Origin of the sequence: Kineococcus siccus (genome assembly GCF_009906795.1) — a bacterium.
Taxonomy (GTDB): Bacteria; Actinomycetota; Actinomycetes; order Actinomycetales; family Kineococcaceae; genus Kineococcus; species Kineococcus siccus.
This window is the reverse complement of the sequence record NZ_JAAALN010000327.1, coordinates 1-3,140: the sequence shown is the minus strand read 5'-3', so window position 1 is coordinate 3,140 and position 3,140 is coordinate 1. Positions and strand designations below refer to the sequence as shown.

4 protein-coding genes are annotated in these 3,140 nt (G+C 76.0%); 2 read left to right on the top strand and 2 right to left on the bottom strand.

Annotated features, from left to right (window positions below):
* Window positions 1–485, top strand: a 485-nt coding sequence (locus GTR02_RS20910) for a murein hydrolase activator EnvC family protein (RefSeq protein ID WP_166609400.1), incomplete at its 5' end; no start/stop codon positions are given.
* A 46-nt stretch (window positions 486–531) separates the two neighbouring features.
* Here GTR02_RS20910 and whiG read toward each other — a convergent pair.
* Together whiG and GTR02_RS20900 are read right to left on the bottom strand one after the other, a co-directional pair.
* Complete coding sequence (gene whiG / locus GTR02_RS20905) at window positions 532–1,530, bottom strand: RNA polymerase sigma factor WhiG (protein ID WP_240896157.1); 999 nt, start codon at window positions 1,528–1,530, stop codon at window positions 532–534.
* Window positions 1,531–1,612: 82 nt separating this feature from the next.
* The gene (locus GTR02_RS20900; protein ID WP_166609401.1) at window positions 1,613–2,542 is read right to left on the bottom strand and encodes a tyrosine recombinase XerC; all 930 of its coding nucleotides are present in this window, start codon (window positions 2,540–2,542) and stop codon (window positions 1,613–1,615) included.
* Window positions 2,543–2,731: 189 nt separating this feature from the next.
* Here GTR02_RS20900 and GTR02_RS24770 point away from each other — a divergent pair, with 189 nt between their 5' ends.
* Window positions 2,732–3,079 carry an Lsr2 dimerization domain-containing protein gene (locus GTR02_RS24770; RefSeq protein ID WP_166609399.1) on the top strand — a complete coding sequence of 116 codons (348 nt, stop codon included), beginning with the start codon at window positions 2,732–2,734 and terminating at the stop codon, window positions 3,077–3,079.
* Window positions 3,080–3,140: the final 61 nt, after the last annotated feature.

Here is a 3,140-nt window from a genome sequence, read left to right as displayed (position 1 = left end):
CCACCGGCCTGGGCGCCGCCTCGGCGGCGGGCCCGGGGTCCGCGGGACCGGCGGCGCGCGCGGGCCCGCGCTGGGCGTGGCCGCTGGCGCCGCAGCCGGTGGTCCGGCGCGGCTTCGACGACGTGGGCCGCTACGAGGCCGGGCACCGCGGCGTGGACCTCGTCGCGTCCGCCGGGGCCCCGGTCCTCGCCCCGACGGCCGCCCGGGTCGTGTTCGCCGGTCCGGTGGCCGGCCGGGGCGTGCTCGTGCTGCTGCACCCCGACGGGCTGCGCAGCAGCTACGAGCCCGTCGTGGACGCCGCGGCGGTCGGAACGCTCGTGCTCGCGGGGCAGACCGTGGCCCGCGTGGCGGCGGCGCCCGCCCACTGCGGGGCCACCGCGTGCCTGCACGTCGGCGTGCGCCGAGGGGAGGACTACCTGGACCCGCTGCTCCTGCTCGCCCCCGCCGACCCGCCCGTCCTGCTGCCGCTCGGGCGACCGGGGTGAGCCGGCGGGCGTCGGGCGTCGGCCGGGGACGGGCCGGGGTCGGGCGTCAGCTGGCGTCGGTGAGCTTGCCGCGCAGCTGCAGGACGGCCTTGGTGTGCATCTGGCAGATCCGGGACTCGGTGACGCCCAGGACCCGGCCGATCTCCGCGAGCGTCAGGCCCTCGTAGTAGTAGAGGGTCACGACGATCTTCTCCCGCTCGGGGAGCTGGTTGATCGCGCGGGAGAGCAGGAACTTCGTCTCCTCGCTCTCGAACGCCTGGACCGGGTCCTCGGCCTTGGTGTCCTCGAGGGTGTCGACGAGCGAGAGCTTGTCGCCCTTCTCCCCGGAGACGCTGAGCAGCTCGTCGAGCGCCACGACGTTGACGTAGGAGACCTGGCTGAAGATGTGGTGCAGGTCGCCGAGCTTGATGCCCATCCGCTCGGCCACCTCGGCCTCGGTCGGCGTGCGGTGCAGCTCGCCCTCGAGGCTCGCGTAGGTCCGCTCGACCTCACGGGCCTTGCTGCGCACCGAGCGCGGGATCCAGTCGATCGCGCGCAGCTCGTCGATGATGGCGCCGCGGATGCGCGAGATGGCGTAGGTCTCGAACTTGATGGCGCGCTCGATGTCGAACTTCTCGATGGCGTCGATGAGGCCGAAGATCCCGTAGGAGACGAGGTCCGCCTGCTCGATGTTCGGCGGCAGGCCCACCCCCACCCGGCCGGCCACGTACTTCACCAGCGGCGAGTAGTGCATGATCAGCCGCTCGCGGACGTGCGGGTCGGCCGTGGCCTTGAAGTCCTCCCACAGCGCCCGCAGCGCCGCTTCCGCGGCCTCCTGCTCGGGCGTCAGCGGCGCCTTGCCCGCGCGGGCCGTGAAGCGGGCGTTGGCCTGCGGGCGGCCCGCGGGCGCCACCTCACCGGCCGCGGCCGCCGCGCCGTCACCTTCCGTCGCCGGACCCGTCGAGGCGCCCGGTGCCACCCCGACCGCCTCGCCGACGGCGTCCGTGATCACTTCGGCCACGACGTCGGCCCCCCCGGGCCCGTCGGCCTGCACGACCCGGAGCATCGACTCCGTGCGCTCGCTCTCCGCTGTCGCGGCGCGCTCGCGACCTGCCCCTGCGTCCACCGTGGTCCTCCCCCCGGACCCGTCAGGCCCGGGGGTGGGCCTGACGGTGCGATCTCCGCAGCCTCTCCACCGACACGTGCGTGTAGATCTGCGTGGTTGACAGCGTAGCGTGACCGAGCAGTTCCTGAACGCTACGAAGGTCAGCTCCCCCGTCCAGCATGTGCGTCGCCGCGGAGTGCCGGAGACCGTGCGGCGTGGCGGCCGGCGCCCCCGGGACCCGCGTCAGCAGGTCCCCGAGGACGGCCCGCAGCTGGCGCTGGTCCACGCGGCGGCCGCGCCGCCCGAGGAGCAGGGCCGCCCCGGACTCCGGCGTCGCGAGCGCGGGCCGGCCGTGCGTCAGCCACGTCCGGACCGCCGCGAGAGCGGGTTCGCCGAACGGCACGGTCCGCTCGCGCCCTCCCTTGCCGAGCACCCGCAGGACCCGCCGGTCGCTGTCGAGGTCGTCGACGTCGGCCCCGACGACCTCGGAGATGCGGCAGCCCGTCGCGTAGAGCAGCTCGAAGGCCGCGACGTCGCGCAGCCGCAGCGGGTCGACGTCGCCCTCGTCGAGGACCACCCGTTCGGCGGCGGCGTCGAGCAGCTCCACGACCTGCTCGGCGGCGAGGACGTGCGGGAGGGTCCGGTGCCGGCGGGGCGCCTGCAGCCGCAGCGCCGGGTCCGCCGGGGCCCGCCCGGTGCGCCGGGCCCACGCCGTGAAGGTGCGCACCGACGCCGCCCGGCGGGCCAGCGTGGAGCGGGCGAGGTGCTCCGACCCCGCCGCGAGCCACGCGCGCAGGTCCGCCAGCCCGAGGGCCGAGAGGTCCGGGACGTGCGCGACGCCCGGCTCCTCCGGTGCGGGCAGCGTGGTGGTCAAGAGGTCGCGGACGTCGGAGCGGTAGGCCCGCACGGTGTGCTCCGAGCGGCCCTTCTCCACCCGCAGGTGGGTGGCGAAGGCGTCCAGCAGCTGCTCCAGCTCCTCACCGCGCGCGCTGCCCACGCCCGCACGCTCCCCCGCGGTCCGCCCCGGCACAAGCACGACGCGCCGGGGAGGACCCGGCACGCACGCGCCGGGGCGGGCCGCCGGTCGGTCACCGGCCGCCGGGTGACGCCGTGGAAGGATGCCCACCGCAGACGCCCAGGGACGACGACGGAAGGCGGGACCGTGGCACAGCGGACGACGGTGGTGCTCACCGACGACGTGGACGGCGGGGAGGCGAGCGAGACGGTGCAGTTCGGCATCGAGGGCGTGCAGTACGAGATCGACCTCAACGCCGACAACGCCGAGAAGCTCCGGCGCGCCGTGAGCCTGTACGTGGAGCACGGCCGCCGCGTCGGCGGCCGGCGCAGCTCCGCACCGGGCGGCACGGGCGGCGGGACGGCCGCCCCGGCGGGCGACGGCGTGGACAACGCCGCCGTGCGCGCGTGGGCCCGCGAGCAGGGCATCGAGGTCAGCGACCGCGGGCGCATCAAGTCCGAGGTCATCCAGCAGTTCAAGGACGCCGGGAACTGAGGCCCCCGGGCCCGGGGTTCGCCCCCGGGCCCGGGGGCCTCAGTTCCCGGCGTCCTTGAAC